Annotated in this window: 23 protein-coding genes; all 23 read right to left on the bottom strand. The window is 69.5% G+C overall.

The genetic code is table 11. The features are described 5' to 3' along the window. Positions 1-65: 65 nt before the first annotated feature. The 23 genes from atpD to ABZZ20_RS14370 all read right to left on the bottom strand — a co-directional run bounded on the left by atpD (position 66) and on the right by ABZZ20_RS14370 (position 25,011). Positions 66-1,508, bottom strand: a complete 1,443-nt coding sequence (atpD, locus tag ABZZ20_RS14480) for a F0F1 ATP synthase subunit beta (RefSeq protein ID WP_356869741.1) — start codon at positions 1,506-1,508, stop codon at positions 66-68. Then, positions 1,508-2,425: a F0F1 ATP synthase subunit gamma gene (locus ABZZ20_RS14475; protein WP_356869740.1), complete on the bottom strand. Its 918-nt coding sequence runs from the start codon at positions 2,423-2,425 to the stop codon at positions 1,508-1,510. The genes atpD and ABZZ20_RS14475 overlap by 1 nt, the downstream gene beginning before the upstream one ends. A 20-nt stretch (positions 2,426-2,445) precedes the next feature. Further along, on the bottom strand, positions 2,446-4,041 hold the full coding sequence (gene atpA, locus ABZZ20_RS14470) for a F0F1 ATP synthase subunit alpha (protein WP_356869739.1): 1,596 nt from the start codon (positions 4,039-4,041) through the stop codon (positions 2,446-2,448). A 129-nt stretch (positions 4,042-4,170) separates the two neighbouring features. Further along, positions 4,171-4,986 carry a F0F1 ATP synthase subunit delta gene (locus tag ABZZ20_RS14465; protein ID WP_356869738.1) on the bottom strand — a complete coding sequence of 272 codons (816 nt, stop codon included), beginning with the start codon at positions 4,984-4,986 and terminating at the stop codon, positions 4,171-4,173. Next, positions 4,983-5,522, bottom strand: a complete 540-nt coding sequence (locus ABZZ20_RS14460; protein ID WP_030857149.1) for a F0F1 ATP synthase subunit B — start codon at positions 5,520-5,522, stop codon at positions 4,983-4,985. The genes ABZZ20_RS14465 and ABZZ20_RS14460 overlap by 4 nt, the downstream gene beginning before the upstream one ends. 43 nt (positions 5,523-5,565) lie before the next feature. Next, positions 5,566-5,799: an ATP synthase F0 subunit C gene (atpE, locus tag ABZZ20_RS14455; protein WP_030857147.1), complete on the bottom strand. Its 234-nt coding sequence runs from the start codon at positions 5,797-5,799 to the stop codon at positions 5,566-5,568. Between the two features lie 77 nt (positions 5,800-5,876). After that, positions 5,877-6,701, bottom strand: coding sequence for a F0F1 ATP synthase subunit A (gene atpB, locus ABZZ20_RS14450; protein ID WP_356869737.1), 825 nt, complete (start codon positions 6,699-6,701; stop codon positions 5,877-5,879). A 225-nt stretch (positions 6,702-6,926) separates the two neighbouring features. Continuing rightward, positions 6,927-7,364: a hypothetical protein gene (locus ABZZ20_RS14445; protein ID WP_356869736.1), complete on the bottom strand. Its 438-nt coding sequence runs from the start codon at positions 7,362-7,364 to the stop codon at positions 6,927-6,929. 284 nt (positions 7,365-7,648) lie between these two features. Further along, positions 7,649-8,983: an MraY family glycosyltransferase gene (locus ABZZ20_RS14440; protein ID WP_356869916.1), complete on the bottom strand. Its 1,335-nt coding sequence runs from the start codon at positions 8,981-8,983 to the stop codon at positions 7,649-7,651. A gap of 104 nt (positions 8,984-9,087) precedes the next feature. Next, on the bottom strand, positions 9,088-10,317 hold the full coding sequence (gene glyA, locus ABZZ20_RS14435; protein WP_356869735.1) for a serine hydroxymethyltransferase: 1,230 nt from the start codon (positions 10,315-10,317) through the stop codon (positions 9,088-9,090). Positions 10,318-10,418: 101 nt separating this feature from the next. Next, a complete protein-coding gene (locus ABZZ20_RS14430; RefSeq protein ID WP_356869915.1) occupies positions 10,419-11,006 on the bottom strand; it encodes a protein-tyrosine-phosphatase in 588 nt (195 codons plus the stop codon). A gap of 92 nt (positions 11,007-11,098) precedes the next feature. Next, entirely contained in the window at positions 11,099-11,746 is a 648-nt protein-coding gene (locus ABZZ20_RS14425; protein ID WP_008738155.1) for an L-threonylcarbamoyladenylate synthase, read from the bottom strand. Positions 11,747-11,795: 49 nt separating this feature from the next. Then, positions 11,796-12,641, bottom strand: coding sequence for a peptide chain release factor N(5)-glutamine methyltransferase (gene prmC / locus ABZZ20_RS14420; RefSeq protein ID WP_356869734.1), 846 nt, complete (start codon positions 12,639-12,641; stop codon positions 11,796-11,798). A 62-nt stretch (positions 12,642-12,703) separates the two neighbouring features. Then, positions 12,704-13,783: a peptide chain release factor 1 gene (prfA, locus tag ABZZ20_RS14415; RefSeq protein WP_356869733.1), complete on the bottom strand. Its 1,080-nt coding sequence runs from the start codon at positions 13,781-13,783 to the stop codon at positions 12,704-12,706. 111 nt (positions 13,784-13,894) lie between these two features. Next, on the bottom strand, positions 13,895-14,113 hold the full coding sequence (gene rpmE / locus ABZZ20_RS14410) for a 50S ribosomal protein L31 (RefSeq protein ID WP_030153765.1): 219 nt from the start codon (positions 14,111-14,113) through the stop codon (positions 13,895-13,897). A gap of 175 nt (positions 14,114-14,288) precedes the next feature. Next, a complete protein-coding gene (locus ABZZ20_RS14405; RefSeq protein WP_356869732.1) occupies positions 14,289-15,389 on the bottom strand; it encodes an LCP family protein in 1,101 nt (366 codons plus the stop codon). 430 nt (positions 15,390-15,819) lie between these two features. Beyond that, positions 15,820-17,955, bottom strand: a complete 2,136-nt coding sequence (gene rho, locus ABZZ20_RS14400; RefSeq protein WP_356869731.1) for a transcription termination factor Rho — start codon at positions 17,953-17,955, stop codon at positions 15,820-15,822. Between the two features lie 420 nt (positions 17,956-18,375). Then, positions 18,376-19,302, bottom strand: coding sequence for a homoserine kinase (gene thrB, locus ABZZ20_RS14395; RefSeq protein ID WP_356869730.1), 927 nt, complete (start codon positions 19,300-19,302; stop codon positions 18,376-18,378). 299 nt (positions 19,303-19,601) lie between these two features. Continuing rightward, a complete protein-coding gene (thrC, locus tag ABZZ20_RS14390) occupies positions 19,602-20,672 on the bottom strand; it encodes a threonine synthase (RefSeq protein ID WP_356869729.1) in 1,071 nt (356 codons plus the stop codon). 6 nt (positions 20,673-20,678) lie between these two features. Continuing rightward, positions 20,679-21,968 carry a homoserine dehydrogenase gene (locus tag ABZZ20_RS14385; RefSeq protein WP_356869914.1) on the bottom strand — a complete coding sequence of 430 codons (1,290 nt, stop codon included), beginning with the start codon at positions 21,966-21,968 and terminating at the stop codon, positions 20,679-20,681. 161 nt (positions 21,969-22,129) lie between these two features. Beyond that, positions 22,130-23,521: a diaminopimelate decarboxylase gene (lysA, locus tag ABZZ20_RS14380; protein WP_356869728.1), complete on the bottom strand. Its 1,392-nt coding sequence runs from the start codon at positions 23,519-23,521 to the stop codon at positions 22,130-22,132. Between the two features lie 19 nt (positions 23,522-23,540). Next, positions 23,541-24,518 carry an ArgS-related anticodon-binding protein NrtL gene (gene nrtL, locus ABZZ20_RS14375; protein ID WP_356869727.1) on the bottom strand — a complete coding sequence of 326 codons (978 nt, stop codon included), beginning with the start codon at positions 24,516-24,518 and terminating at the stop codon, positions 23,541-23,543. 70 nt (positions 24,519-24,588) lie between these two features. Then, complete coding sequence (locus tag ABZZ20_RS14370; protein WP_356869726.1) at positions 24,589-25,011, bottom strand: response regulator; 423 nt, start codon at positions 25,009-25,011, stop codon at positions 24,589-24,591. Positions 25,012-25,185 lie beyond the last annotated feature (174 nt).

The following is a 25,185-nucleotide window of genomic DNA, read 5'->3' as shown; positions in this document are numbered from 1 at the left end:
GGCGCGACCCAGCGGCAGCTGGGAAACCCTTCGAACCGGATGCGCTCCGCGAGGAGCGCGCCGGATCAGGAGACGCCCAGCTCCTTGGCGTTGGCCTTCAGGTCCTCGATGCCACCGCACATGAAGAACGCCTGCTCGGGGAAGTGGTCGTACTCACCGTCGCAGATCGCGTTGAACGCGGTGATCGACTCCTCCAGCGGAACGTCCGAACCGTCGACGCCGGTGAACTGCTTGGCGACGTGGGTGTTCTGCGACAGGAAGCGCTCGACGCGACGGGCACGGTGGACAACGAGCTTGTCCTCCTCGCCCAGCTCGTCGATACCGAGGATCGCGATGATGTCCTGGAGGTCCTTGTACTTCTGGAGGATCCCCTTGACGCGCATGGCGCACGCGTAGTGGTCCGCCGCGATGTACCGCGGGTCGAGGATGCGGGACGTCGAGTCCAGCGGGTCCACGGCCGGGTAGATGCCCTTCTCCGAGATCGGACGGGAGAGAACCGTCGTCGCGTCGAGGTGGGCGAAGGTGGTGGCCGGCGCCGGGTCGGTCAGGTCGTCCGCGGGGACGTAGATCGCCTGCATCGAGGTGATCGAGTGACCGCGGGTCGAGGTGATGCGCTCCTGCAGCAGACCCATCTCGTCAGCCAGGTTCGGCTGGTAACCCACCGCGGACGGCATACGGCCGAGCAGGGTGGACACCTCGGAACCGGCCTGGGTGTAACGGAAGATGTTGTCGATGAAGAAGAGCACGTCCTGCTTCTGCACATCGCGGAAGTACTCCGCCATGGTCAGACCGGCAAGCGCGACGCGCAGACGGGTGCCCGGGGGCTCGTCCATCTGGCCGAAGACGAGCGCCGTCTTGTCGATGACGCCCGAGTCGCCCATCTCCTCGATGAGGTCGTTGCCCTCACGGGTACGCTCACCGACGCCCGCGAAGACCGACACACCGTCGTGGTTGTTGGCGACGCGGTAGATCATTTCCTGGATCAGAACGGTCTTGCCGACACCGGCACCACCGAACAGACCGATCTTTCCACCCTTGACGTACGGGGTGAGGAGGTCGATGACCTTGACGCCGGTCTCGAACATCTCGGTCTTCGACTCAAGCTCGTCGAAGTTCGGGGCCTTGCGGTGGATCGGCCAGCGCTCGGTGACCTCGGCGTTCGCCTCGGGGTAGTTCAGCACCTCACCGAGGGTGTTGAACACCTTGCCCTTGGTGAAGTCACCGACGGGGACGGTGATGCCCTCGCCCGTGTCGGTCACCGGGGCCTGGCGGACCAGACCGTCGGTGGGCTGCATCGAGATGGTGCGGACCATGCCGTCACCCAGGTGCTGGGCGACTTCCAGGGTCAGCGTCTTCAGCTTGCCGTCCTCGGCCGGGTCGGCGACCTGGACCTTCAGCGCGTTGTAGATCTCGGGCATGGCGTCGACGGGGAACTCCACGTCGACGACCGGGCCGATGACCCGGGCGACGCGGCCCGTGGCGGCGGCCGTCTCAACAGTGGTCGTCATTACTTGTCACTCCCCGCGGTCGCGTCAGCCATGGCGCTCGCGCCACCGACGATCTCGCTGATTTCCTGGGTGATTTCGGCCTGGCGGGCCGCGTTGGCAAGCCGGGAGAGGCTCTTGATGAGGTCCCCGGCGTTGTCGGTCGCCGACTTCATCGCACGACGGCGGGCGGCGTGCTCGGAAGCGGCCGACTGCAGCAGTGCGTTGTAGATGCGGCTCTCGACGTAGCGCGGCAGCAGGGCGTCGAGGACGTCCTCCGCCGACGGCTCGAAGTCGAACAGCGGAAGGATCTCGCCCTTCGTACCGCTCTCCTCCGCAGCCTGGTCGAGGCTGAGCGGCAGCATCCGGCCGTCCACCGCGTTCTGCGTCATCATCGACACGAATTCCGTGTAGACGATGTGCAGTTCGTCGACGCCGCCCTCGGCCGTGTCCGTCTCGATGGCCTCGATCAGCGGCGCCGCGACGCGCTTGGCGTCGGCGTAGGCCGGGCTGTCGGTGAAGCCGGTCCACGACTCCGCGACCTTGCGCTCGCGGAAGCCGTAGTAGGCGACACCCTTGCGGCCGACGATGTACGTGTCGACCTCCTTGCCCTCAGCAACGAGCCGCTCGGTGAGCCGCTCACCCTGCTTGAGGGCGTTCGAGGAGTAGCCGCCGGCCAGACCGCGGTCGCTCGTGATGAGCAGGACCGCGGCGCGGGTCGGCGCCTCGACCTCGGTGGTCAGGGCGTGCTTGGTGTTCGAGCCGGTCGCCACCGCGGTCACCGCACGGGTGAGCTCGGTCGCGTACGGCATCGATGCCGCCACCTTGCGCTGCGCCTTGACGATGCGCGAGGCGGCGATCATCTCCATCGCCTTGGTGATCTTCTTGGTCGCCGTGACGGCACGGATGCGACGCTTGTAGACCCGGAGCTGCGCTCCCATGAGTCAGGTCCCTTCCGTCGTCACTTGGAGACGTTGACGGCCGGCGCGTCCTCGCCCAGGAGCTTGCCGTCCGAGGTCTCGAACTGCTGCTTGAAGGCAGCGATGGCGTCGGCGATGGAGGACAGGGTGTCGTCCGACATCTTGCCGCCCTCGGCGATGGAGGTGAGGAGGTCCTTGCGCTCGCGGCGCAGGTGCTCCAGCAGCTCCGACTCGAAGCGACGGATGTCGGCGACCGGGACGTCGTCCATCTTGCCGGTGGTGCCGGCCCAGACCGAGACGACCTGCTCCTCGACCGGCATCGGCTGGTACTGGCCCTGCTTCAGCAGCTCCACCATGCGCTTGCCGCGCTCCAGCGAGGCCTTCGAGGCAGCGTCCAGGTCGGAACCGAAGGCGGCGAACGCCTCCAGCTCGCGGTACTGGGCCAGGTCCACGCGCAGACGGCCGGAAACCTGCTTCATGGCCTTGTGCTGCGCGGAACCACCGACGCGGGAGACCGAGATACCGACGTTCAGCGCCGGGCGCTGGCCCGCGTTGAACAGGTCGGACTCCAGGAAGCACTGGCCGTCGGTGATGGAGATGACGTTGGTCGGGATGAACGCCGACACGTCGTTCGCCTTGGTCTCGACGATCGGCAGACCGGTCATCGAACCGGCGCCCATCTCGTCGGAGAGCTTGGCGCAGCGCTCCAGCAGACGCGAGTGCAGGTAGAAGACGTCACCCGGGTAGGCCTCACGGCCCGGCGGGCGGCGCAGCAGCAGCGACACGGCGCGGTAGGCGTCGGCCTGCTTCGACAGGTCGTCGAAGATGATCAGGACGTGCTTGCCGGCGTACATCCAGTGCTGACCGATGGCGGAACCGGTGTACGGCGCCAGGTACTTGAAGCCGGCCGGGTCGGACGCCGGGGCGGCGACGATCGTCGTGTACTCGAGCGCGCCGGCCTCTTCCAGGGCGCCGCGAACGGACGCGATGGTCGAGCCCTTCTGGCCGATGGCGACGTAGATGCAGCGCACCTGCTTGTTCACGTCGCCCGAGCGCCAGTTGTCGCGCTGGTTGATGATCGTGTCGACGGCCAGAGCGGTCTTGCCGGTCTGACGGTCACCGATGATCAGCTGACGCTGGCCACGGCCGATCGGCACCATCGCGTCGACGGCCTTGTAGCCGGTCTGCATGGGCTCGTGCACCGACTTACGGACCATGACGCCCGGGGCCTGCAGTTCGAGGGCGCGACGGCCTTCGGTCGCGATCTCGCCGAGGCCGTCGATCGGGTTGCCGAGCGGGTCGACAACGCGGCCGAGGTAGCCCTCACCGACACCTACGGAGAGAACCTCACCGGTGCGCTGCACCGGCTGGCCCTCCTCGATACCGCTGAACTCGCCGAGGACGATCGCACCGATCTCGCGCTCCTCGAGGTTGAGGGCGAGACCGAGGGTGCCGTCCTCGAACTTCAGCAGCTCGTTCGCCATGGCGGAGGGCAGGCCCTCCACCTTCGCGATGCCGTCGCCGGCAACGCTGACCGTTCCGACCTCCTCGCGCGAGGCCGCGTCCGGCTGGTACGACTGGACAAAGTTCTCCAGTGCGTCCCGGATCTCCTCCGGCCGGATCGTGAGCTCCGCCATCTGGGTTCCCTGCTCTCCTTGTTGGGCCTGAAGCTTCTTAGGGGTCTGGGGGCGACCCCCAGGAATCTTCTGCAAGTTCTGCACGGCCCAACCGGGCCGCTAGGAATGCTTTGTTCTATTGGTGGCTGGTCAGCCGGCCATGCGGCGGGACGCCTCGGAAAGGCGGTCCGCGATGGTGCCGTCGATGACCTCGTCACCGACCCGCACCGAGATCCCGCCGAGGACCGCGGGGTCCACGTCCAGGTTCAGGTGCATCTGGCGGCCGTACAGCTTCGCCAGCACCGCGCCGAGACGCTGCCGCTGCACGTCGCTGAGCGGAACCGCGCTGATCACGGTGGCGACCATGCGGTCACGGCGCTCGGCGGCGAGCTTGGAGAGGGACTCGAGTCCCGCTTCCAGGCTACGTCCACGCGGGTGCGTGACAAGACGCGTGACCAGACGCTCGGTGACGGCGTTCGCCTTGCCGCCGAGCAGGCCGTGCAGCAGCGCGCTCTTGGCGGAGGCGGTAGCCGCCCGGTCGGTCAGCGCGGCGCGCAGCTCGGTGCTCGAGGCGACGATCCGGCCGAAGCGGAACAGTTCGTCCTCGACGTTGTCGAGCGCGCTCGCCTGCTGGGCCGCCGTGAGGTCGGCGGTGGCCGCCAGCTCCTCCAGCGAGTCCACCAGGTCGCGGGACTGCGACCAGCGGGACCGGGCCATGCCCGACACCAGGTCGAGGGCTTCCCCGCTGACCTGGCTGCCCAGCAGCCGGCCCACCAGCTCGGCCTTGGCCTCGCCGGACTGCGCCGGGTCCGTGATGACCCGACGCAGCGAGACCTCACGGTCGAGCAGCGCGGTAACGGCTGCCAGCTCACCGGCGAGCTTCGCCGCGTCGACGGACGTGTTGTCCGTCAGCGCGTCGAGACGCTCGCGCGCGGAGGCCAGCGCCTCGCGGCTCGCTCCGTTCATCGGGCCGCCTCGGCCTTCTCCTCAAGCTCGCTGAGGAAGCGGTCGATCGTGCGGCTCTGCCGGGCAGCGTCCTCAAGGGACTCGCCGACGAGCTTGCCGGCCAGGTCGGTGGCGAGCTTGCCGACGTCCTGGCGCAGCGCCTGAGAGGCGGCCTTGCGGTCGGCCTCGATCTGGGCGTGGCCGGCAGCGATGATCTCCTCACGCTGCCGCTGGCCCTCTGCGCGCAGTTCTTCCTTGAGCGCAGTGCCCTGCTCCAGCGCTTCCTGGCGCAGGCGCGCGGCCTCGTGCCGGGCTTCGGCGAGCTGGGCCTTGTACTGCTCCAGCACGCTCTGGGCCTCGGTCTGAGCGGCCTCAGCCTTCTCGATACCGCCCTCGATCTGCTCGCGACGCTCGTCCAGAACCTTGTTGATGTTCGGGAGGAGCTTCTTCGCGAGGAAACCGAAGACGATGACGAAGGCGATCAGACCGATGACGAGCTCGGGGATCGGCGGAACGAGCGGGTTTTCCGTCTCGGCCGCGAGAACCAGGAGGTTCACATCAGTGCCTTTCGTCTAATCGGACTAGTGGTCGCAGCTCGTCTTAGTAGACGAACGGCATGACCAGACCGATGAGGGCGAGCGCCTCACAGAAGGCGAAGCCGAGGATCTGGTTGGCGCGGATCAGACCGGCAGCCTCGGGCTGACGGGCGAGAGCCTGCGTGCCGTTACCGAAGATGATGCCGACGCCGACACCCGGGCCGATGGCCGCGAGACCGTAACCAACGGAGCTGAGGGAACCGGTGACGCCTTCGGCGGCAGCGAGGATCTGGGACATGCCAGTTCTTCCTTCTCTTTCACGGACCGGTGGGGGTTGGCCACCGGACGACAAGGGGTTTGGGGGGAGGGCCGGACTCAGTGGTGCTCGGCGAGCGCGCCCTGGATGAAGCTGCAGGCCAGGAGGACGAAGACGTAGGCCTGGACAGCCTGGATGAAGAGCTCGAAGGCGGTCATCACGATGACCATGACGAACGAGACGCCCGCGTAGGCGATGCCGATCCCGTTCAGCAGGTACCAGCTGGCGATGGTGAACAGCAGCAGCAGGGTGTGACCCGCGAACATGTTCGCGAAGAGTCGGACCGCGTGGGTGAACGGGCGCACCAGGACGTTCGAGAAGAACTCGATGACCATGACGAGCGGGAGGACGCCGCCGAGCGACTTGTCGTAGCCGGTCAGGTTCTTAAAACCGCCGACGAAGCCGTGACGCTTGAAGGTCACCGACATCCAGATGAAGTACACGATCGCCGCGAGGATCGCCGGGTACGCAATGATCGAGGTCACCGGGAACTGCGCCACGGGAACGATCGACCAGACGTTCAGGATCCAGACGAAGAAGAACAGCGAGACCATGAAGGGGACGTACTTCTCGCCCTCCTTCTTGCCCAGCGTCTCGTAGACGATGCCGCGGCGCACGAAGTCGTAACCGGCCTCGGCGACCATCTGGAGCTTGCCCGGGACGACCTTCGGCTTTCCGAAGGCGGCCCAGAAGAAAGCAACGATGATCACAGAGCCCAGCAGGGCCAGCAGCATCGGCTTGTTGAAGTACGCGCTGGTCGTACCAGCCTCGCCCCACAGCGGCTCGAAGAGGAACGAGTGCAGGCCCGGGCCGGGGAAGCCACATCCGTCGAAGATGTGACAGTCGGTCTCGAAAGCGAGCACCTGCGTCAGGTCAGCACTCACCGCGGGCTCCTTCAGCGTGGCGCATGTGTACGGCAACCTCGTTGTGTCGGCGCGGCGCACAGCCGCTGTTCGGCACTGGACTGGTGTTACGGGTGTGGTGGCGGCGATCAGGCATCGAGCCTCGCGATGGAACAGGCGTCAGCTCAGATGCCCGCGCCCGCAATGCCGCAGTTGGCACCGGACGATAGCAGCATCTCGAACGCGCACTTATTCCGGCCCTACCCCTCACGACTTCGGTCCCGAATTTTCGGGCTTGTCGCCCTTCATCGAGTCCGGTTCGACGTAGAGGATCTTGGCCTTCATGTGAGCACGCGTCTGCGCACCGATCCAGACCAGGGTGGTGGCGACGAGCGTGATCGCGAAGGCCTTCGGATGGAACAGGGTGGTGTTCTTGAACACCGCGAGAAAGACGAAGAGCAGCAGGATCTGGGCCGTGTAGAGCATGAGCCCCATGGCCTGGAACAGGTGCGGCAGCGATTTCGCAGTGCGTTGCAGAACGACGAATCCGATCCCCATGAAGAGGATCACGAGCAGCGTCGCGATGACGGCACCAAGCGCCCCCTTGCCACCGACCACCACGGCGCTGATGACGGCGGCGAGAGCGCCGGCGACAGCTGTGGGGACAGCAGCTTGCAGGAGGGATCGGACGTCATCTGACCGCATGGCGGGTTGCTCCGCGTGGTGGTGGGGGCACGGACTCGTACGGGACTCGTACGGGACGAGCGTAAGCCCGGTCCGAGAGGGAACCTCGGGCCGATGGGCCGTCGCACTACGGTCCTTCGGCTCTGTCGCCGGGTTTAGTGAACGGTATCACAAACTATTTGATGAGAGCTTTACCTGCGAAGTGTGCTGACTGTCACACATGAGAGCTAACCCGCCCGTGTGTGCGCGACAAGCCTTCGTCTTGTGTGCTAAAGGGCTTCCATGTCCGACATGCACTGCCGCCGTCAGCGCGTCGATTCCGCCTTACGCCGGTCGGGGAAGCGCGAACGGGGGCCTACCGCAGTCGCTCCGTTGACGCCCGCGACACCCACCCGGATCGGCCCGGCCGGTTCCGGCTCCCGACCCGAGGCGTCCTGTGCGGCTGCCTCGGCAGCACGCTCCGCGTGCCGGTAGCGCGGCGGAACCAGGAATTCGGCCCAGCGCGGGGCGCGCGGGGTGAAGCGCGGCAGCAGGAGCAGGACCAGGCCCAGCGCGCTCGACGCGACGATCGCGAGCACGATCCACATCGAGGCGGAGTGCACGGAATAGGCCAGCGCACCGAAGGCGATCAGCCCCGACCAGAAGTACATGATCAGCACTGCGCGGCTGTGCGAATGCCCGAGTTCCAGCAGCCGGTGGTGCAGGTGCCCGCGGTCGGCCGCGAACGGCGACTGGCCTTTCCAGGTGCGCCGCACGATGGCCAGGATCAGGTCCGCCATCGGGATAGCGATGATCGTCAGCGGCAGGATCAGCGGGATGAAGACCGGGATCATCGCGTGCGTCGCGTTGCGCTCACCACCGGCGAACAGGGCCATCGTGTCCGGGTCCACCTGCCCGGTGATGGAGATCGCGGAGGCGGCGAGCACCAGGCCGATGAGCATCGAACCGGAGTCGCCCATGAAGATCCGGGCGGGGTGCATGTTGTGCGGCAGGAAGCCCAGGCACATGCCCATCAGGATCGCGGCGAAGAGCGTCGCGGGCGCGGCCGGCTCGATCCCGTAACCGAACCAGATCCGGTACGCGTAGAGGAAGAACGCCGCGGAGGCGATGCAGACCATGCCGGCGGCGAGACCGTCGAGACCGTCCACGAAGTTCACCGCGTTGATGGTGATCACCACGAGCGCCACGGTGAGCAGGTTGCCCTGCCACTGGGTCAGGGCGACCGTCCCGATCCCCGGGATGGGGATCCACAACATGGTCAGGCCCTGCATGACCATCACGCCGGCGGCGATCATCTGCGCACCGAGCTTGATGAGGGCGTCGATCTCGAACTTGTCGTCGAGCACGCCGATGAGCCAGATCAGGGCAGCTCCGGAAAGCAGTGCCCGGGGTTCGTTCGACAGCTCGAAGACGCCGTTGAGGTTCTGCAGGTGGTCGGCGACCAGCAGGCCCGCGCACAGTCCGCCGAACATGGCGATGCCGCCCAGACGTGGAGTGGGTTCCCGGTGCACGTCGCGGGCGCGGATCTCCGGCATGGCACCGGCCGCGATCGCGAACTTCCGCACGGGCCCGGTGAGCAAGTAGGTCACCGCAACCGTGACGCAAAGCGTCAGCAGATATTCACGCACTGGCTGCCCCAGATGTATCGCCGGCCATCTCAGCCCCACACATTAGCTGCGATGTCCCCGGTACCGAGGACGCGAGGGGGTGCTATCCCGGTTGCGGTACGACCTGAATGCCCGCTTTACGACCTGTACGGGGGAAATCCGCGGGTCAGCTCGACCACTTCCGCACGGACCGTGGCCGGATTTCCGTGCAGCGCCGCGGTGAACAGCGCCACGATGCGGGCCATCTCGGGCTCCCGCATGCCCTGGGTGGTGACGGCGGCCGTGCCGAGGCGGATCCCGCGCTGGTCCCCGTACGGAAGGGCGCACGTGTCCAGCACGATGCCGGCGGCGGCGAGCCGGCCGCGCGCGGTCGGACCGTCGATGCCGAGGGGTGCGGGGTCGGCGGTGATCAGATGGGTGTCCGTCCCGCCCGTCGTCACGACGAACCCGTGGGCGGCCAGTGCATCGGCCAGCACGCGCGCATTGGCGACCACCCGGTGGGCGTACCTGGTGAACGCCGGCGCGGCGGCCTCGCCGAACGCCACTGCCTTGGCGGCGATGGTGTGCATCTGCGCGCCGCCCTGGGTGAACGGGAACACCGCGCGGTCGATCCGCTCGGCGAACTCGCCGCTGCACAGGATCATCCCGCCGCGCGGGCCGCGCAGCACCTTGTGGGTCGTCGCGCACACGATGTCGGCGTACGGGACGGGGCTGGGCGCGGCCCCACCGGCGACGAGCCCGATCGGATGGGCGGCGTCCGCGATGAGGTGGGCCCCCACCTCATCGGCGATCTCCCGGAACACCGAGTACTCGGGGTGCCTCGGATAGGAGATCGACCCGCACACGATCGCCTTCGGCCGGTGTACCCGGGCGAGGTCCTGCACCTGCTGGTAGTCGATCAGTCCGGTCTCGGCGTCGACCCCGTACCCGACGAAGCGGAACCAGCGCCCGGAGAAGTTGGCGGGCGACCCGTGCGTCAGGTGCCCCCCGTACGACAGCCCCATCGCCAGCACGGTGTCCCCGGGCCGCAGCAGTGCGGCGTACGCGGCGAGCACGGCGGAAGAACCGGAATGTGGCTGCACGTTCGCGTGCTCGGCCCCGAAGAGCGCCTTGGCCCGCTCGACGGCCACCTCCTCGGCGATGTCCGCGTACTCGCAACCGCCGTGGTAGCGGTGTCCGGGATAGCCCTCGGCGTACTTGTTGGCGAGCGCCGAGCCGAGCGCCGCCAGCACGGCGGACGAGGTGAAGTTCTCCGCGGCGATCAGCTGCAACGTGGTGGCCTGCCGCTGCGCCTCCCCGGCGAGCACGTCGGCCATCTGCGGATCCTGCTGCCGCAACAGGTCCGTGGCCTGGGTGATGACGCTCATGGCGCGACTCCCGTGGGGTTACCGAATAACGCCCACTGTAGGCCGGCCCGGCCCTTCGCGCCCTGCAGACCGGGCGGGGCATTACGGGGGCGCTGCGGGGGTCAGTGCGGGGCGGTCACGCCCGTCAGGGCCGTCACCACCGGGTCCAGCGCCTGGTTGATCTCGTCGCCGATCGAGCGGAAGAAGGTGATCGGCGCCCCGTACGGGTCGTACACCTCGTCCGCGTCGGGCGAGGGGGCCAGCAGCCAGCCGCGCAGCGCCGCCGCGGCGCGTACCAGCGCACGCGCCCGCTCGGCCACGCCGTCGTCCAACGGGGGCAGCGTGGTCGGGTCTATGGCCCGCACCAGCCGCGTGAACTCCTTCAGGGTGAACGTGCGCAGGCCCGCCGAATGCCCCATCGAGATGACCTGCGCACGGTGGTCGCGGGTGGCCGTCAGCACCAGGTCGGCCCGTATGACGTGCTCGTCCAGCAGCTCACGCCCGGTGAACCCGGATGCGTCCGCGCCGAAGTCCGCCAGCACGGCCGCCGCGTTCGCCTCCATCGGCGCGCCCTCGTGGCCCCACGTACCGGCGCTCTCCACGATCAGGTCGCTCGCCGGGATGCCCCCCAGCCGGTGTGCCAACGCATGACGGGTCAGCCGCTCGGTGATGGGCGAGCGGCACACGTTGCCGGTGCTGACGTGGAGGATGCGGAAGGTGTCTCCCCCGGCGGTCTCCCCCGGACTCCATCCGAGGGAACCCCCAGGGAGCTGCCCGCCTGCTATGCCACGCCCCTCAGGGCTCACGGGGCCACCTCGAGGTCGGGTACGACCTCCCGCAGCTGCTCGGCGGTCAGCGCACCCTCACGCAGCAGCACGGGAACCTTCCCGGTGACGTCGACGATCGAGGAGGGCTGGATCCCCGGCGTCGGACCGCCGTCCAGGTACACGGAAACGGAATCGCCCAGCATCTCGCGGGCCGCGTCGCAGTCCTCCGGCGCCGGGTGCCCGGACAGGTTCGCCGAGGACACGGCCATCGGGCCCACCTCGGTAAGCAGCTCGATGGCGACGGGGTGCAGCGGCATCCGTACGGCCACGGTGCCGCGGGTCTCCCCGAGGTCCCACGCCAGCGACGGCTGGTGCTTGGCGACCAGGGTCAGCGCGCCCGGCCAGAAGGCGTCGACGAGCTCCCACGCCTGCTCGGAGAAGTCCGTGACGAGGCCGTGCAGGGTGTTCGGAGAGCCGATGAGCACCGGGGTGGGCATGTTGCGCCCGCGCCCCTTGGCGGCGAGCAGGTCACCGACGGCCTCCGCGCTGAAGGCATCGGCGCCGATCCCGTACAGGGTGTCGGTGGGCAGCACGACGAGTTCGCCGCGGCGCACGGCGGATGCGGCTTCACGCAGGCCCGTCTTGCGGTCCGTCGCGTCGTTGCAGTCGTATCGCCGGGCCATCAGCGGGACTCCTCGTGCAGCAGGGGGGTGGCGGGATAGGTCGCGCCCGTCACGGCAGTGCCTTGCGGGCGGTGGCGAAGCGCGGGCGGTTGTTCAGGTCGGGGTGGTCGGCGGCGTCGGCCCATCCCCGCTCATCGGCGAAGATCCACGGGACCTGGCCGCCCTGGGTGTCGGCGTGCTCGATGACGACGATGCCGCCGGGCCGCAGCAGCCGGTGGGCGGTGCGCTCGATGCCGCGGATGGTGTCGAGGCCGTCCTCGCCGGAGAACAGGGCCATCTCCGGATCGTGGTCCCGGGCCTCGGGGGCGACGTACTCCCACTCGGTGAGCGGGATGTACGGCGGGTTCGAGATCACCAGGTCGACCTGGCCGTCCAGCTCCGGCAGGGCGCTCAGGGCGTCGCCCTGGTGGACGGTGACCCGGGAGCCCTCGGCGTTCTTGCGGGTCCACTGCAACGCGTCCTCGGACAGCTCGACCGCGTGCACGCGCGAGCGCGGCACCTCCTGCGCCATGGCCAGTGCGATGGCGCCGGACCCGGTGCACAGGTCCACGATCAGCGGCTCGACGACGTCCATCGCCCGGACGGCCTGTATGGCCCAGTCCACGACCGACTCGGTCTCGGGCCGGGGCACGAAGACCCCGGGGCCGACCTGGAGCTCCAGGTAGCGGAAGAAGGCGCGGCCGGTGATGTGCTGGAGCGGCTCGCGCGCCTCGCGGCGGGCGACGGCCTCCCAGTAGCGGGCGTCGAAGTCCGCGTCCTTGACCTGGTGCAGTTCCCCCCGCTTGACGCCGTGCACGAAGGCCGCGAGCTCCTCCGCGTCGAAGCGCGGTGAGGGCACGCCGGCGGCGGCCAGCCGCTGGGTGGCTTGGGCCACCTCGGCAAGCAGCAAGTTCACGCTGGTCCTCCGGGCTGCTGTCGTACGGGGTGAAGCGGGGGTCTGGCGGGGTCGGGCAGGAATCAGTGCGCGGCCGCGAGCTTGGCGGCCGAGTCGGCGTCGACGCACGCCTGGATCATCGGGTCGAGGTCGCCGTCGAGTACCTGGTCCAAGTTGTACGCCTTGAAGCCGGTCCGGTGGTCCGAGATCCGGTTTTCCGGGTAGTTGTACGTACGGATCTTCTCGGAGCGGTCCACGGATCGCACCTGGCTGCGGCGCACGTCGGAGGCCTCCTGCTCGGCGGCTTCCTGGGCTGCGGCCAGCAGGCGCGAGCGCAGGATGCGCATCGCCTGCTCCTTGTTCTGGAGCTGGCTCTTCTCGTTCTGGCAGGAGGCGACCACACCGGTCGGGATGTGCGTGATGCGCACGGCCGAGTCGGTGGTGTTGACGGACTGGCCGCCGGGGCCGGACGAGCGGTACACGTCGATGCGCAGGTCGTTCGGGTTGATCTCGACCTCGACCTCCTCGGCCTCCGGGGTGACGAGCACGCCGGCGGCGGAGGTGTGGATGCGGCCCTGCGACTCGGTGGCCGGAACGCGCTGGACGCGGTGCACGCCGCCCTCGTACTTCAGCCGGGCCCACACGCCCTGGCCGGGCTCGGTGGCACCGTTTCCGCCCTTGGTGCGGACGGAGACCTGGACGTCCTTGTAGCCGCCGAGCTCGGACTCGGTGGCGTCGATGATCTCGGTCTTCCAGCCCACGCGCTCGGCGTAGCGCAGGTACATGCGCAGCAGGTCGCCGGCGAACAGGGCCGACTCGTCGCCGCCCGCGCCCGCCTTGACCTCCAGGAGCACGTCCTTGTCGTCGCTGGGGTCGCGGGGAACCAGCAGCAGGCGGAGCTTCTCGGTGAGTTCCTCGCGCTGCGCGCCCAGTTCCTTGACCTCGGCCACGAAGTCCGGGTCGTCGGCCGCGAACTCCTTCGCGGTCTCGATGTCCTCGCCCGTCTGCTTCCACGCCCGGAACGTCGCCACGATCGGGGTCAGCTCCGCGTAGCGCTTGTTGAGCTTGCGCGCGTTGGCCTGATCGGAGTGGACCGAAGGGTCGGCGAGCTTCTTCTCAAGGTCGGCGTGCTCGCCGACCAGTTCCTCGACCGCCTCGAACATCGGGGGCTCCTGGGGTGAAAAGTACGAAAAAGGGCTGCGGGACGACAAAGGCGCCGGTCCGGCCGCCCCCGTGTGGACAGGGTGCAGCCGGGGTCCGGCGCCGGGGGCTCGCTACTTCGAGCCGGCAGCCTTGCCGAAGCGGGCCTCGAAGCGGGCGACACGGCCACCGGTGTCGAGGATCTTCTGCTTGCCCGTGTAGAACGGGTGGCACTCGGAGCAGACCTCGGCACGGATGGTGCCCTCGGTCAGGGTGCTGCGGGTGGTGAACGACGCGCCACAGGTGCAGCTGACCTGGGTCTCGACGTACTCGGGGTGAACATCGCGCTTCAAGGTGTCTCCTAGATTCGGGAGGGCGCCGGGTCGCAGGAGCCGAATTGCGCACTGCGTGAACCGGGGCCGACAGACCAGTCTGCCAGGACCGGGCTGCCTGTCAAAATTCTGAGGACGCCTCCCTCAACCGGGAGGGTCCGGCATCTATTCCGCTCCCGGTTGAGGGCCCGCCGGTCTACTTCACGATGTCGCCGGCCGTGCTCTTGTCGCCGGCGGAGTTCGCGGTGGCCTCGGCGGGGATCGGCTGCTCGGCCAACAGGGCGTCCCACACCAGCTTGGACTCCTTGGTGAGCGGGACGACCCGGTTCGCGTCGCGCGGGTCCGCGGCCACCGGCAGCGTGATCATCTGCATGTTCTGCGCGTCGATGCCCTGGAGGCTCTGGGCGAAGCCCATGAGGGACTTCACGTCGCCGAGGGACTTGTCGGTGGTGAGGGCCTTGGTTCCGGTGTCGGCGAGGTCGAGCAGCCGCTTGGGGTTGTCGAAGATGCCGATGCCCTTGACCTGCTTGATCAGGGCCTTGATGAACGCCTGCTGCAGTTGTATTCGGCCCAGGTCGCTGCCGTCGCCGACGCTCTTGCGGGTCCGCACCAGGCCCAGGGCCTGCTCGCCGTTCAGCTTGTTGGGGCCGGCGGGGAGGTTCAGGTGGCTGGAGCCGTCCTTGATCGGCTTGGTGGTGGTCACCTCGACGCCGCCGAGGTTGTCGATGATCTTCTTGAAGCCCGTGAAGTCGACCTCGATGTAGTGGTCCATGCGGATCCCCGACATCTTCTCGACGGTCTTGACCGCGCAGGCGGCCCCGCCGATCGTGAACGACTCGTTGAACTGCGAGCGCGAGCTGCCCCGGTCGGTCTTGCCGTTGCCCAGCGTGCACGGCGGGCGGTTGACCATGGTGTCACGCGGGATCGACACCACGCTGGCCTTCTTGTGGCCGTCGTACAGGTGGACGATCATCGCCGTGTCGGAGCGGGCCGAGCCGCCGTCGTCCCGGCCGTACTCGGAATTGGCGCCGCCGCGGGAGTCGGACCCGAGGACGAGGATGTCCATCGAGCCGTTGTCCACGTTCTGCGGGCGGTCGGTGCCGAGCGCCTGGTCGATGTCGACCGTCTTCAGGTTCCCGTTCAGTTTGAAGTAGAACCAGCCCAGACCCGCCCCGCCCAGCAGGACCACGGCGGCTGCGCTCCACGCGGCGATGACGAGGGCTCTGCGACCCTTCGGCGGTTTCCGTCGGCGCCGCCGTGCGGCACGCCCCCCGGGGTCCGTGCTGTCCTCGCTCATGCTCTCCTCAGTCCTGAGTACGTTTCCGGCCACTTCGGCCCGATGGCCCACCCCGCACTGCCTCTGACACAGACGGACGAACGTCCTCCAGGGTTCCACCGCCCGCGACTCCCCCGTACGGGTGCACCGCGCGGCTCCCCGCGGGACGGACACGCCGCGACACCGGGCCCACCTGCGGTTTCCCCGAGGACGTACGGCGACGCGGAGAGGTTCACGAAAAGCGGAAGTGTGGCGAAACTCGCACGAGTCGCCCCGTCCCGCGTACGGGCTGCGGGGCGGGCCCGTGGACGGCCGGACACGGGCCGTGGACGTCCCGGTGGCCCCTGGGCGGCCACGGGACCGCCCGCGGCCGGAAAACGCGGGACCGCCCCCGCCGCGGGTGCGGTGGGGGCGGTCCCGGTGATGCTCTGTGACGACCTTCGGGCGACCGTCAGTCGTCGTTCTTGCCCGAAGGGGTCGTCTTGGCGATCTGCATCAGGAACTCGGCGTTCGACTTCGTCTGCTTCATCTTGTCGAGCAGCAGCTCGATGGCCTGCTGCGAGTCGAGCGCGTGCAGCACCCGGCGCAGCTTCCAGACGATGGCGAGCTCCTCGCTGTTGAGGAGGATCTCCTCCTTGCGGGTGCCCGACGGGTCGACGTCGACGGCCGGGAAGATGCGCTTGTCGGCGAGCTTCCGGTCGAGCTTGAGCTCCATGTTGCCGGTGCCCTTGAACTCCTCGAAGATCACCTCGTCCATGCGCGAGCCGGTGTCGACCAGCGCGGTGGCCAGGATGGTCAGCGAGCCGCCGTCCTCGATGTTGCGCGCGGCGCCGAAGAAGCGCTTCGGCGGGTACAGCGCGGTCGAGTCGACACCACCGGACAGGATGCGGCCGGAGGCGGGCGCCGCGAGGTTGTACGCGCGGCCCAGACGGGTGATGGAGTCCAGCAGGACGACCACGTCGTGACCCAGTTCCACCAGACGCTTGGCGCGCTCGATGGCCAGCTCGGCGACCGTGGTGTGGTCCTCGGCCGGGCGGTCGAAGGTCGAGGAGATGACCTCGCCCTTGACCGACCGCTGCATGTCGGTGACCTCTTCCGGACGCTCGTCGACCAGGACGACCATCAGGTGGCACTCGGGGTTGTTGGTGGTGATCGCGTTGGCGATCGCCTGCATGATCATGGTCTTGCCGGTCTTCGGCGGGGCCACGATCAGGCCTCGCTGGCCCTTGCCGATCGGCGACACGAGGTCGATGATGCGGGTGGTCAGCACGCCCGGGTCGGTCTCCAGACGGAGCCGGTCCTGCGGGTACAGCGGGGTCAGCTTCTGGAACTCCGGTCGGCCGCGGCCGGATTCGGGCGCCATGCCGTTCACCGAGTCCAGTCGCACCAGGGCGTTGAACTTCTCGCGGCGCTCGCCGTCCTTGGGCTGGCGCACGGCACCCGTGGTGTGGTCACCCTTGCGCAGGCCGGCCTTGCGGACCTGGGCGAGGGAGACGTACACGTCGTTGGGGCCGGGCAGGTAGCCCGAGGTCCGGATGAACGCGTAGTTGTCGAGGATGTCCAGGATGCCCGCGACGGGGATCAGGACGTCGTCGTCGGCGACCTGCGGCTCGCTCGGCGCGAACTCGTCGCGGCCGCGACGGCCACGGCGGTCGCGGTAGCGGCCACGACGGCCACGACGGCCGCTCTCGTCGTCGAAGTCGTCCTGCGGACCGTTGTCCTGGCGGTCCTGACGACCCTGCTGGCCCTGACCCTGGCCCTGGCCCTGGCCCTGGCCCTGGCCGCGGCCACCCTGCTGACGGTCCTGACGGCCGCCGCCCTGGCCACCCTGGCCCTGGGCGCCCTGGCCCTGGCCGCCCTGGCCGCCCTGACCCTGAGCGCCCTGGCCCTGGTCGTCGGCCTTGGCGCCGCGGTCACGGCGGTCGCGCTGACGGTCGCCGCGCTCGGCACGGTCACCGCGGTCACGGCGGTCGCGACGGCCCCGACCCTCGCCCTCCTGGGCGGGCGCGGTCACCGCGGTGGCGGCCTCGGCCTTGACCTCGGTGGGGGCGGTGGCGGTGGCAGTCTCGGTCTTCGCCTCGACCTGCACGGCAGCGGGGGCCGTGGTCTCCGGGCTACCGGAGGGGGCCGTGGCCCGACGGCGGCGGCGCTCGCCGACCGGGGCGTCCTCTCCCCCGCGCTCGGTTTCGCTCGCGCGGGAGGGGCCCCCGGCCGGCTGGCCCGGGATCTCGATCTGGGCCTGCGCGGCAGGCTTCTCGGCGGGCGCCTCGGCGGCGGCCTCGCCCGTCCGCGCCTTGCTGGTGGCGCGGCGCCTCGGCTTGGTCTCGGCGGCGTCCGCGGCGGTGGCGGCGGCCTTGGGGGCACTGCCGCCCGCCTGCGCCTCCTTGATGACCTCGATCAGCTGGCTCTTGCGCATCCGCGCAGTGCCCCTGATCCCGAGGCCCGACGCGACCTGCTGCAGCTCGGCCAGGACCATGCCGTCGAGGCCGGTGCCGGAGCGGCGACGCTTGGTCGGGGCGCCCGCGGCGGGGGCACTGGTGTCGACATTGGTGTCGGCAGCGCCCATCAGATCGGTGGTGTCGCTCACGAAGGGTCCTTCCCTGGAGCGGACGTCGGCCTGTCTGGCTCGGCGACCGGTTGTGCTGTCCGACAACAGTCCTAGGTGTGGACCGTGCCGGGGCGGTGGTCCGCCGGTAGAGATACGGCGGAGAGAGACGTGCGTGGTTCCGGCGAGAAGCCCCCGAGCTGGAAGCGTGGGAATGTCACGCCGATTCCGGAGCGTGCTCGAAACTGCTGGCAGCGATCAAAGCAGTCGGGGAGGCTCCCGGAAGAAAGGTGGTCCCGGATGGGGACACTGAGCACCGAGCCATTGCGGCTTCAGCTGCACACTTGAGACTAACACTACCGGATCCAACAGATATTCCCCCTCTCAATCACCGGCAATCGCGCCTTCCGCGCGGGCGGCCTGCCCTGACCGCCCGCCCCTGGCGGGTGCGCCCGTACGGCCCTAGCCGCCCTGGGTGCCCAGCGGAAGTACGCTCGCGCCCGCGGCGTCGAGGGCGAGCCGGTTCGCCGCCCATCCCTCTCCCGCGAGCTGCGCGACCTTGTCGGCCGCGCCGTTGTCGACCAGCGCGAGGACCGTGGGACCCGCACCGGAGATGACCGCGGGGATGCCGTCCGCCCGCAGCCGGTTGACGAGTGCCACGCTCTCGGGCATCGCCGGGGACCGGTACTCCTGGTGGAGCCGGTCTTCGGTCGCCGGTAGCAGCAACTCGGGGCGCCTGGTCAGGGCTTCGACGAGCAGGGCCGCACGACCAGCGTTGACAGCCGCGTCCACGTGCGGGACGGTACGCGGCAGCAGACCGCGCGCCGTCTCCGTGAGGACCGGCCTGGAGGGGACGAAGACCACCGGAACGATGGAATCGGCCGGCTCCATCCGAATCGCCTTGGCGCTGCCGCCGTCCATCCAGGCGAGGGTGAAGCCGCCGAGCAGGCAGGCGGCGACGTTGTCGGGGTGGCCCTCGATCTCGGTGGCCAGTTCGAGCAGGGCCGCGTCGTCGAGTTTGGCCTCGCCGCCTATGGTCACGGCGCGGGCGGCGACGATGCCGGCGCAGATGGCGGCGGAGGAGGACCCGAGGCCGCGGCCGTGCGGAATGCGGTTGGCGCAGACCACTTCGAGGCCGCGCGGCTGCCCGCCCAGCAGGTCGAAGGCGGTGCGCATGGAGCGTACGAGCAGGTGGCTCTCGTCCCGCGGGAGGGTGTCGGCACCCTCACCCGCGATGTCGATGTGCAGGCCGGAGTCGGCCACCCGGACGACCACGTCGTCGTAGAGCCCCAGGGCCAGACCGAGGGCGTCGAAGCCCGGGCCGAGGTTGGCACTGCTGGCGGGGACGCGCACCCGTACGGCGGCGGCGCGGAACGCTGGACCGGCCATCGTCCGATGACACTCCTTGTGACTGTGCGAGACGAGATCTTCGCTGGCTCGCTGTGAATGTACTGGAGAACGTACGACACCCGAAGGCCCTCTGGGCAGCACCACGGTCATATGCGCGGTGGCGGATGTAAGTACAGCGTATCGAAGGAAGGTTCCCTCGCGACATAGGGCGCACAGGAGGCGCACGATGCGTGTCGCGGCAACCCGTCGAATTCCGCCGAGTTTCGCGCCGTACGACCGGAGTTGCCGGATTCCGGAGGCTTTCCGGAATCCGGCGACCAGGGGCGTGGCGGCGGGGGTCAGACCAGGCCGAGGCGGACGGCTGCGACTTCCGCGTCCACCGGAACGGTGACCGGCTGCGGAGCGCCGGCGATCGCCCAGTCGGGATCCTTGAGGCCGTTTCCGGTGACGGTGCATACGATCTTCTGGCCGGGGTCGACCAGGCCCAGCTCCGCGGCCTTGAGCAGGCCGGCCACCGAAGCCGCCGAGGCGGGCTCGACGAATACGCCCTCCTGCGCGGCCAACAGCCGGTAGGCGGCCAGGATCTGGCGGTCCGTCACCTCGTCGATGAGACCACCCGACTCGTCGCGCGCGGCGAGCGCGTACTCCCACGAGGCGGGATTGCCGATGCGGATCGCGGTGGCGATGGTGTGCGGCTCCTTGACGACCTCGCCGCGCACGATCGGCGCGGACCCGGAAGCCTGGAAACCCCACACGCGGGGCGTACGGGAGGCCAGGCCGTCGGCCTTGTACTCCTTGAAGCCCTTCCAGTACGCGGTGATGTTGCCGGCGTTGCCGACGGGCAGCACGTGGACGTCGGGGGCGTCACCGAGCGCGTCGACGATCTCGAACGCGGCCGTCTTCTGGCCCTCGATGCGCACCGGATTGACGGAATTGACGAGCGCCACCGGGTAGTTGTCGGACAGCGCGCGGGCGAGGTCCAGGCAGTCGTCGAAGTTGCCGTCCACCTGAAGGATCTTGGCTCCGTGCACGAGGGCCTGGCCCATCTTGCCGAGCGCGATCTTGCCGCGGGGCACGAGGACGGCGGAGACCATCCCGGCGCGCACCGCGTACGCGGCGGCGGAGGCCGAGGTGTTGCCCGTGGAGGCGCAGATGACGGCCTTCGCGCCGTCCTCCTTGGCCTTGGAGATCGCCATGGTCATGCCGCGGTCCTTGAAGGACCCGGTGGGGTTCGCGCCCTCGACCTTGAGGTGTACCTCGCAGCCGGTGCGCTCGGAGAGCACCTGCGCGGGGACGAGGGGAGTGCCACCTTCGCGGAGCGTGATCACGGGAGTCTTCTCCGTCACCGGCAGCCGGTCCCGGTACTCCTCGATGATGCCGCGCCACTGATGGGTGCGATTGCTGCTCATGGGTCCTTACTCCCCTTCAACACGCATGATGCTGGCGACACCGCGCACGGTGTCCAGCTTCCGCAGCGCCTCGACGGTCCCGGAGAGGGCGGCGTCGGGTGCGCGGTGGGTGACGACGACGAGGGAGGCCTCGCCGTCCTTTCCCTGCTGGCGGACGGTGTCGATGGACACACCGTGCTCCGCGAACGTGGTCGCCACCTGGGCGAGGACGCCCGGCTTGTCGGCCACATCGAGGCTGATGTGGTAACGGGTGACGACATCGCCCATGGGGCTGACCGGCAGCTGGGTGTACGCCGACTCGCCGGGCCCCGTTGCCTCGGCGAGCTTGTTGCGGCAGACGGCGACGAGGTCGCCCAGGACCGCCGAGGCGGTCGGTGAACCGCCCGCGCCGGGCCCGTAGAACATGAGCCGCCCGGCGGCCTCCGCCTCGACGAAGACGGCGTTGTACGCCTCGCGGACGGAGGAGAGCGGGTGGCTGAGCGGGATCATCGCGGGGTGCACGCGGGCCGTGACGGAGGCGCCGTCGGCGGCGCGCTCCAGGATCGCGAGGAGCTTGATGGTGCAGCCCATGCGCTTGGCGGAGGCGAAGTCGGCGGCGCTGACCTCGGTCATGCCCTCGCGGTAGACGTCGTCGAGGCGGACCCGGGTGTGGAAGGCGATGCCGGCCAGGATCGCGGCCTTGGCTGCGGCGTCGTAGCCCTCAACGTCGGCGGTCGGGTCGGCCTCGGCGTACCCGAGGGCGGTGGCCTCGTCGAGCGCCTCCTGGTAGCCGGCGCCGGTCGAGTCCATCTTGTCGAGGATGAAGTTCGTCGTCCCGTTGACGATGCCCATCACCCGGTTGATCTTGTCGCCGGCGAGGGACTCGCGCATCGGGCGGACCAGCGGGATGGCGCCGGCGACGGCGGCCTCGTAGTAGAGGTCCAACCCGTGCTGCTCGGCCGCGGCGTGCAGCGCCGCACCGTCCTGGGCGAGCAGCGCCTTGTTCGCGGAGACGACGGAGGCGCCGTGCTCGAAGGCGGTGGTGATGAGCGTACGAGCCGGCTCGATGCCACCGATGACCTCGATGACCACGTCGATGTCGCCGCGTTTGACCAGGGCCGTCGCATCGGTGGTGACGAGGGCGGGATCGATGCCCTCGCGCGCCTTGGAGAGACGGCGCACGGCCACGCCGGCGAGCTCGACGGGCGCGCCGATCCTGGCCGTCAGATCGTCGGCGTGCGTCGTCATGATGCGCGCCACCTCTGAGCCGACCACTCCACAGCCCAGCAGCGCCACCTTCAGCGGACGCGTACGCATCATTCGACCTAAGCCTTTCGATCTTCCATCGCCATCCCGCCGCACGGTTTTGCGCGCCGGATCTCAACCAGTCTCACTCAATGGACAGCACTTTCCATCCTCGGTCCATTGAGTGAGACACCTATTTTGGGGGTCTGGGGGCTTCCCCCAGAAATATGGGGTCATCCGAGGTCGAGGCGCAGGAGATCTTCCTCCGTCTCGCGCCGGACGATCACTCGGGCCTCCCCGTCGCGCACGGCGACCACGGGCGGCCGGAGCGCGTGGTTGTAGTTGCTCGCCATGGAGCGGCAGTACGCCCCGGTGGCGGGTACGGCGAGGAGGTCCCCCGGGGCCAGGTCGGCCGGCAGGAAGGCGTCCTTCACCACGATGTCACCGCTCTCGCAGTGCTTGCCGACGACACGGACGAGCATGGGCTCGGCGTCGGAGACACGGGAGACGAGGGTGACCGCGTACTCGGCGTCGTAGAGGGCGGTGCGGATGTTGTCCGACATGCCGCCGTCGACCGAGACGTACGTGCGCAGCCCTTCGAGCGGCTTGATCGTGCCGACCTCGTAGAGGGTGAAGGCGGTGGGCCCGACGATCGCCCGACCGGGCTCCACGGAGATGCGGGGCGCGCGCAGCCCCGCGGACTCGCACTCGCGGGCGACGATCTCGTGCAGGGCCTTGGCGATCTCGTGGGGCTCGCGCGGGTCGTCCGAGGACGTGTACGCGATCCCGAGCCCACCACCGAGGTCGATCTCGGGCAGCTCCACCCCGTGCTCGTCCCGCACGGCGGCGAGCAGCTGGACCACCCGCTTGGCGGACACCTCGAAGCCGGCCATGTCGAAGATCTGCGAACCGATGTGGGAGTGCACGCCGAGCAGTTCAAGGCTGTCGTGCCCGAGCGCGCGCCGGACCGCCTCGGCGGCGGAGCCGTCGGCGACCGCGATGCCGAACTTCTGGTCCTCGTGCGCGGTGGCGATGAACTCGTGGGTGTGCGCCTCGACGCCGACCGTCACACGGATCTGGACGGGCTGGCGCACGCCCAGCTCACGGGCGATGTGCGCGACGCGGGCGATCTCCTGGAAGGAGTCGAGCACGATCCGCCCCACACCCGCCTCGATGGCCCGGGTGATCTCCGCGGCCGACTTGTTGTTCCCGTGGAACGCGATCCGCCCGGCGGGCATGTCGGCGGCGAGGGCGGTGGCCAGCTCCCCACCGGAACACACGTCGAGGTTGAGCCCCTCCTCCTTGAGCCACTTCACGACGGCCTTGGAAAGGAACGCCTTCCCCGCGTAGAACACGTCCGCATCCGGCCCGAACGCGTGCGCCCAGGCCCGGCACCGCGCCCGGAAGTCCTCCTCGTCGAGGAAGTAGGCGGGGGTTCCGAACTCCTCGGCCAGCTTCACGACGTCGATCCCGCCCACGCTCACCACACCGTCGGCGTTCCGGCGGACGGTCCGCGCCCAGACCTTCTCGTCGAGCGCGTTGAGGTCCGCGGGCGGCGGGGAGTAGTGGCCCTCGGGCAGGACGTCGGCGTGACGGGGCCCGGCGGGGTGCGCGGAACGGCTCATCGGTATCTCTCTTCGCAGATCACAGGCAGTCAGGTGCGTCTATGCCGAGCAGGGCCAGGCCACCGGCCAGCACCGTCCCGACGGCTTCGGCGAGAGCCAGCCGGGCGCGGTGGGCGGCCGAGGGTTTCTCGTCCCCCTTGGGCAGGACGCAGTGCTGGAAGTCGAGCAGCGCGTCCGCCAGCTCGACGAGGTGCCGGGTGAGCCGCTCGGGGGCACGGTGGTGCGCGGCGGCTTCGAGGACGAGCGGGTGGTCGGCGAGGAGGCGCAGCAGGGCGGGGGCGTCGACGTCGCCCGGCTCCGGGTGGAAGCCCAGCTGGTCGGCGTTCCGTACGAGCGCCAGGCTGCGCGCGTGGGCGTACCGCACCCGGAAGAACTCACTGCCCTCGCCCTGTACGAGCAGCACCTCGGAGAAGATCGGGGTCTCCCGGGCCGGCACCGCGAGCATCGCCCAGTGGGCGGCGTCGCTCCCGTAGCGGGCGACGACGTCGAGGTCCCGCTTGGCGAGCGGCGCGACGGGCAGGTGCTCGGGCAGGTCGCGCTCGGTGCCGCCCAGGGCGCACAGGAGCCGCAGGACGCTGCGGCGCACGACGCGCTCGCGCGTCCCGAGCCCGGTCTCGTCGGCGGGGACGGCGTGGGCGGCGCCGCCGCGCACGTCCCGGATCACGATGTCGCGGACGAGGGCGTCCCGGACGACGGAGGGTGCGGAGGGGGGCGGCAGCACGAAGTTGAGGAACCCGGCTCCGGTGACCTCGACGTGCTCGATGCCGGGTTCCACGCCGAGCCGCCGGGCCAGTACGTCCGCCACGTCCCGGGGCGGACAGCCGGCGGCCCTGGCGACCTGGAAGGCGACGGGGGTGGCGTAGTCCCCGACCCCGCCGGGCCGGGTCCGCTCGACGACCACCCGCTCGGGCACACCCGCCCGCGCGGGCAGCTCCCCGTCCTCGACGGCGCAGCGCACGGCGCGTACGACGGTACGGGAGAGGTCGGCGGGGGTCACGGGACCCAGCCTAGGGGAGAAGCCCCCTCGTCACGCGAACGGTTTCGCCATGTGAACAGGGAGCGGGGCGTCAGCCCCACCCGCGGCCCGCGGGAGTGCCCCTGCGCTCGTTCCGATCCCTGCGCTCGATGAGCCGCCGCACGATCCGCACCAGCTCGGCGGGCTCGAAGGGCTTGGCGAGGAACGCGTCCACCCCGGCCTCGATCCCGACCTCCACCTCGTACTGCGTACAGGCGCTCACGATGGCGACGGGCAGGTGCCGCGTCCGCGGATCGGCCCGCAACTGCGCGGCAGCCCCGAACCCGTCCAGCCGGGGCATGACCACATCAAGGGTGATCACGTCGGGACACACGCGGTGCACGACGTCCAGGCACTCGGCACCATCGTTCGCGGTCACGACCTCGAAGCCCTCCAGCTCGAGATTGACCTTGATCAGCTGCCGGATGACCTTGTTGTCGTCGACAACAAGCACCCGACCCGAGGCGCCTGGCACAACTCGAGAGTAGGTCTACCTAAGCCCCCGCGTCCGGGTTTTCTCGACTTCCACCCCCTCCGAGCGACCCACCCCCACTCCCCCGCAAAAGGGGTTCCTGATCACCCCTCGGAAGCTGGTAGTGTTCAACCCGTCGCCGCACAGCGAACGACACGCCCCCGTAGCTCAGGGGAT

It is taken from the genome of Streptomyces sp. NPDC006430, assembly GCF_040612395.1.
In the GTDB taxonomy this organism is placed as follows: domain Bacteria; phylum Actinomycetota; class Actinomycetes; order Streptomycetales; family Streptomycetaceae; genus Streptomyces.
This window is presented reverse-complemented; position numbering and strand designations above follow the sequence as displayed.